Below are 5,396 nucleotides of genomic sequence, written 5' to 3'. Positions count from 1 at the left end.
CGTGTTCATCGATGCAGCGGCTGATCTGGCCGCCCGCTCTCTATCGATGTACCTCTCGACGTGCTCGGATAGCGGTTGCCCGGGCCAAATGTGAGCGCTAACATTCCCGCTCGGCGGCCACGGAGTGCCGCGCAGCACCATGACTGACCCGGGCGTCGAGGGCGACGCCGGGAGCTCGCGCGAGACGAAGGAGTGCGTGACCGTGCACGGAGCGTGGAGAGAACTCACGACCAGAAGACCGAGGGTGGCGTGGGCGCCGTCGCGACCCAGGGCTGCCGTCTCGGCGGTGGCGACGGTCGCCGCGATCGGGGCGTCGCTGCTGGTGCCGTCCGTCGGTGCGGCGGCTGCAGGTACCGACGACCCAGGAACCGCGACGGCCATCACGGTCGACGGCGCCAGCCCGGGTCGCACCTATGACGGGGTCGGGGCGACGTCCGGCGGCGGAGCGACCACCCGCCTGCTGCTCGACTACCCCGAGCAGGAGCGCGACGAGGTGCTCGACTATCTGTTCAAGCCCGGCTACGGGGCGTCGCTGCAGATGCTCAAGGTCGAGATCGGGGGCGACACCAACACGACCGACGGCTCCGAGTCGAGCCACATGCACGAGCGCGGTGTCGTCGACTGTGACGCGGGCTACGAGTGGTGGCTCATGCAGGAGGCGGCCGAGCGCAACCCGGACATCACCCTCGGCGGCCTCGCGTGGGGCGCCCCGGGCTGGCTGGACGGGTACTACTCCCAGGACACGATCGACTACTTCCTCAGCTGGCTCGACTGCGCCGACCAGCACGGGCTGCACATCGACAACATGGGCCTGCGCAACGAGCGCGACTACGACATCCCGTGGGTCAAGGAGTTCCGCAAGGCGCTCGACGCCGCGGGTCACGAGGACGTCCGGATCGTCGGCGCCGACCAGGCGGCCGTGAAGGGCGAGTGGCAGATCGCCGCCGACATGGCCGCGGACCCCGAGCTGGCCGACGCCGTCGGGGTGCTGGGGAACCACTACTCCTTCGGTCCGAGCTCGGCGACGGCCCAGGCGCTCGGCAAGCCGCTGTGGATCTCCGAGGGTGGCCCGTGGTCGGCCGAGTGGGGCTACGGCGGCTCGGCCAAGTCCCTGCCGTCGCTGCTCAACCACGCCTACATCGAGGGCCGCATCACCGGCGTCAACATCTGGAACCTCCTCACCTCGTACTACGAGGGGCTGAGCATCTCCGACGCGGGACTCATGCGGGCGAACACCCCGTGGTCCGGCGCGTACCAGGTGCAGTCGGCGATCTGGGCCATGGCGCACACCGCGCAGTTCGCGCAGCCCGGCTGGCGCTACGTCGACACGGCGTCCGGGTACCTCGACGCCACCGACAAGACCCAGGGCAGCTTCGTGACCCGTCGCTCGGACGACGGCGGCGACTGGAGCACCGTGATCGAGTCGATCGACGCTGCCGGACCTCGGAAGGTGACGCTGTCGGTCACCGGTGGTCTCGACGCGGGCGACCTGCACGTGTGGCAGACGACCGCGGACGAGCAGTTCGTGCGCGAGCCGGACCTCGTCCCTGCCGCCGACGGCACGTACACCGTGACGGTCCCCGCCGACGCCCTCGTCACCGTGACCACCACGCAGGGGCAGAGCCACGGCGACGCCACCGGCCAGGCCGACTCGGCGTTCCCGTTCCCGTACCGGAGCTCCCTCGCCAGCGGCGGGGCGAGCGGCCAGACCTCCTACTTCTCCCAGATGGAGGGGGCGTACGAGGAGCGTCCGTGCGCGGCGCCCCGCCAGGGCACGTGCCTCACGCAGGTCGCGCCGCGGCCCTCGATCTCCTGGGCGGCGTGGAAGAAGCCCGCCGGCATCGTCGGCGACCTCGACTGGGCCGACTACGCGGTGGGCGTCGACGCGTACGTCCGCCCGGGGGGCGAGGCGCAGGTGCTCGGGCGGGTGTCGAACGACGCGATGCAGCCCGTGCCGAACGGGTACGGGTTCGCGCTGGAGGCGGACGGCACCTGGTCGATCGGCCGCGGTGCGCCCGGCGGCCGGTCGTGGGTCGAGCTCGCGACGGGCACCCTCGGCGACGCCGGGACGGGCTGGCACCGGCTGGGGCTCGCCTTCGACGGGAGCGTGATCACGGCCTCGGTCGACGGCGACACCGTCGGCTCGGTGACCGACGCGACCTGGGTGAGCGGCATGGCCGGCCTCTCGGGTGACTACTCGGCGACGCAGTTCGCCGACCTCGCGATCGAGCCGCTCGACCCGGTCGTCGGCGTCGACGACGCCGCGGCGGCCGCCCGCTACGCCGGCGACTGGACGCACTGCGCGGGCCGCCCGGGGCGGTGCGGGGGCTTCACGTACCCCCAGGTGCGCTCGGCGGCAGGCAGGACGGTCAGCGGGAGCGACCGGCGGGGTGACGTCGCCACCGTCGCGTTCGACGGGACGCAGGCCACCCTGGTCGGCGCTCGCAGCCCGCAGGGCGGCGACGGGCTGGTGTCGATCGACGGCAACGCGCCCGAGCGGATCTCGTTCGCGCGGGCAGGGGCCGACACCGTCGTGCGGTGGCGTACCCCCGTGCTCACCGACGGGCCGCACACGCTGCGCGTCGAGGTCGCCGGGACCGGGTGGGTGGGGCTCGACGCCCTCGAGGTGGTCCCGGGCCGCGGGCACGACAGCTCGGTGGACGACCGGGAGACCGGCGTCGGCCTCGGCCGGCTCGACTATCGGGGCGACGGCTGGACGAGCTGCCCCGGCTGCATCAACAGGACGGGCCTGTACCACTCGTCGGTCACCTCGACGGCGGTGGCCGGTGACGCGGTGGACTTCCGGTTCGTGGGGACGTCTGCCGACCTCTACGGGCTGCGCGCGTCCAACCAGGGCGTCGCGACGGTGCTCGTGGACGGCGTCGAGGCCGGTGTTGCCGACTTCTACGGGAAGCAGCGCGTGGGGAACCAGCTGATCTGGTCCAGCGGCGCGCTGGAGCCGGGGGAGCACACGATCACCCTGCGGTCGACCGGGACCGGGACCGGGTCGGGGACGGAGATCAACGTCGACCGGTTCGTGGTGCGCGGCTGAGCAGACCCTGGGGGTTGTCGCCATGATCGGTAAGGCGTAACTTACCGATCATGGCGACCTCGCACGACGGCGTGCTGGACGCGCTCGGTGACCCGACCCGGCGCGCGGTCGTGCGTCGCCTGGCCGCGGGGCCGGCGTCCGTCGCCCTGCTCGCCGCCGACCTGCCCGTGAGCCGGCCGGCCGTCTCCCAGCACCTGAGGGTGCTGCACGCCGCAGGCCTCGTCGCCTTCGACACCGTCGGCACCCGCCACGTGTACCGCCTCGAGCCGTCCGGCTTCGAGGTCCTGCGGGGGTGGCTCGACGGCTTCTGGTCCGACGTGCTGGGTGCGTTCGCCGCGCACGCGGACGCCCGCGGCGGCCACGGCGCCGCCGCCGCGGGAGGGACCGGCCCTCGTGGCGCCGGCGAAGGAGTGTCGTGATGTCCACCGACGACGTGCTGCGCAAGACCGTCACCCTCAGCTCGGGACCCGAGGCCGCGTTCCGCGCCTTCACCGACGACATGGGCCGGTGGTGGCCCCTCGCCACCCACTCCGTGGGCCGCGCCGAGGCCGGCGACGTGGTGGTGGAGCCCGGCATCGACGGCCGGGTCGTCGAGACCCTCCCCGACGGCAGCGCCGCCGTCTGGGGCACCGTGACGGCGTGGGACCCGCCGCGCCGCGTCGCGTTCACGTGGCACCCGGGGACGCCGGAGTCGCAGGCCACGCGGGTCGAGGTGAGCTTCCGGGCGACCGGGTCCGGCACCGAGGTGGAGCTCGTGCACTCGGGCTGGGGCCGGCGGCCCGACGGGGAGCAGGCGCGGGGCGCCTACGACGCCGGGTGGGAGCCCGTCCTGGACCGGTTCGCGGCGTTCGCCGGCTGAGCGGTCGTCGCCCGTTTGGTTGACTTCGGGAACCGAAGCAGGCCCTCTGCCCTCGCAATCGGGCGGTCCCACGCCTGGTGAGCGCTGATTTTCCTCAAGATTTGCCCCAGATTCGGGGCCGTGACCCGATCGTTATGGCTTCCCGCGGTCGATGCTTTGACTTTGAGTCTCGAAGACAGCACCCTGGATGACGGACCGGCACCTCGAGGCAGTTCTCGGGGGCCCGGACGCCGGTGGCGAAGGTCGCAGCCGGTGGACCCTCGAAGACGAGAAGGAGCGCGAGGATGCGACTCGGCAAGAAGATGGGCGCGATCGCCGCTGGTGTGGCGCTGGCGCTGTCCCTGGCCGCATGCAGCGGCGGGGGCGCAGGAAGCAGCTCCGACGGCGAGAGCCAGGCCGTGGGCAACGGTGACGACGAGATCAAGGTCGGCGTCGCGATGCCGACGGAGACCTCGGAGCGCTGGATCGCCGACGGCGACGCGGTGAAGTCGGGCCTCGAGAAGGCCGGCTACAAGGTCGACCTGCAGTTCGCGGGCGACGACATCCCCACCCAGACCCAGCAGATCGACCAGATGATCACCCAGGGGGCTGACCTCCTGATCATCGCGGCCATCGACGGCACGGCTCTCACGAGCCAGCTCGAGTCGGCGGCCGAGCAGAACATCCCGGTCATCTCCTACGACCGGCTCATCCGCGACAGCGAGAACGTCGACTTCTACGTGTCGTTCGACAACTACAAGGTGGGCGTCGCGCAGGCGAACGCGCTCCTGTTCGGCCTGGGCCTCACCGACAAGGACGGCAAGGCCACCGACGAGAAGGGCCCGTTCAACATCGAGCTCTTCGCCGGCTCGCTGGACGACAACAACGCGCACTTCTTCTGGGACGGCGCGATGGACACCCTCAAGCCGTTCATGGACGACGGGTCCATCGTGGTCCCCTCGAAGCAGACGGACATCGAGCAGGCCGCGACGCTGCGCTGGTCGCAGGAGGCCGCGCAGGCCCGCATGGAGAACCTGCTGACCTCCACGTACTCGGGTGACACCAAGCTCGACGGTGTCCTGTCGCCCTTCGACGGCATCTCCCGCGGCATCATCACCGCGCTCCAGGGCGTGGGCATGGGCCCGACGATGAAGGACGGTCTGCCGGTCGTCACCGGTCAGGACGCCGAGATCGCGTCGGTCAAGCTGATCCAGGACGGCGTGCAGGAGTCCACGATCTTCAAGGACACGCGTCTGCTCGCCGACCAGGCGGTCGTCGCGGCGAAGGCGTTCATCGACGGCAAGGAGCCCGAGGCGAACGACACCAAGACGTACGACAACGGCAAGAAGGTCGTGCCGTCCTACCTGCTCGACGTCGTCACCGTCTACAAGGACAACATCCAGTCCGAGCTCGTGGACAGCGGCTACTGGACGCAGGACGAGATCGACGCCGGTCAGGCCTCCTGACCCGATCCACCCCTGCGGGTCCCGGCCCGTCCTCACGGAC

The 5,396-nt window shown here is 71.4% G+C and carries 4 protein-coding genes; all 4 read left to right on the top strand.

Annotated elements, in window-relative coordinates; genetic code table 11:
• Positions 1–286: 286 nt before the first annotated feature.
• The gene (locus tag ACFT55_RS18855) at positions 287–3,052 is read left to right on the top strand and encodes a hypothetical protein (RefSeq protein WP_380245381.1); all 2,766 of its coding nucleotides are present in this window, start codon (positions 287–289) and stop codon (positions 3,050–3,052) included.
• A gap of 50 nt (positions 3,053–3,102) precedes the next feature.
• Positions 3,103–3,471 carry an ArsR/SmtB family transcription factor gene (locus ACFT55_RS18850; RefSeq protein ID WP_380245380.1) on the top strand — a complete coding sequence of 123 codons (369 nt, stop codon included), beginning with the start codon at positions 3,103–3,105 and terminating at the stop codon, positions 3,469–3,471.
• Positions 3,471–3,911: an SRPBCC domain-containing protein gene (locus ACFT55_RS18845; RefSeq protein WP_380245379.1), complete on the top strand. Its 441-nt coding sequence runs from the start codon at positions 3,471–3,473 to the stop codon at positions 3,909–3,911. Before ACFT55_RS18850 ends, ACFT55_RS18845 begins: the two co-directional genes overlap by 1 nt.
• A gap of 284 nt (positions 3,912–4,195) precedes the next feature.
• Entirely contained in the window at positions 4,196–5,356 is a 1,161-nt protein-coding gene (chvE, locus tag ACFT55_RS18840) for a multiple monosaccharide ABC transporter substrate-binding protein (RefSeq protein ID WP_380245378.1), read from the top strand.
• Positions 5,357–5,396: the final 40 nt, after the last annotated feature.

The organism is Isoptericola sp. NPDC057191 (genome assembly GCF_042670225.1).
Lineage (GTDB): Bacteria > Actinomycetota > Actinomycetes > Actinomycetales > Cellulomonadaceae > Isoptericola.
Note: the sequence above shows the minus strand (reverse complement) of the source record. Positions and strands in the feature narration are given on the sequence as shown.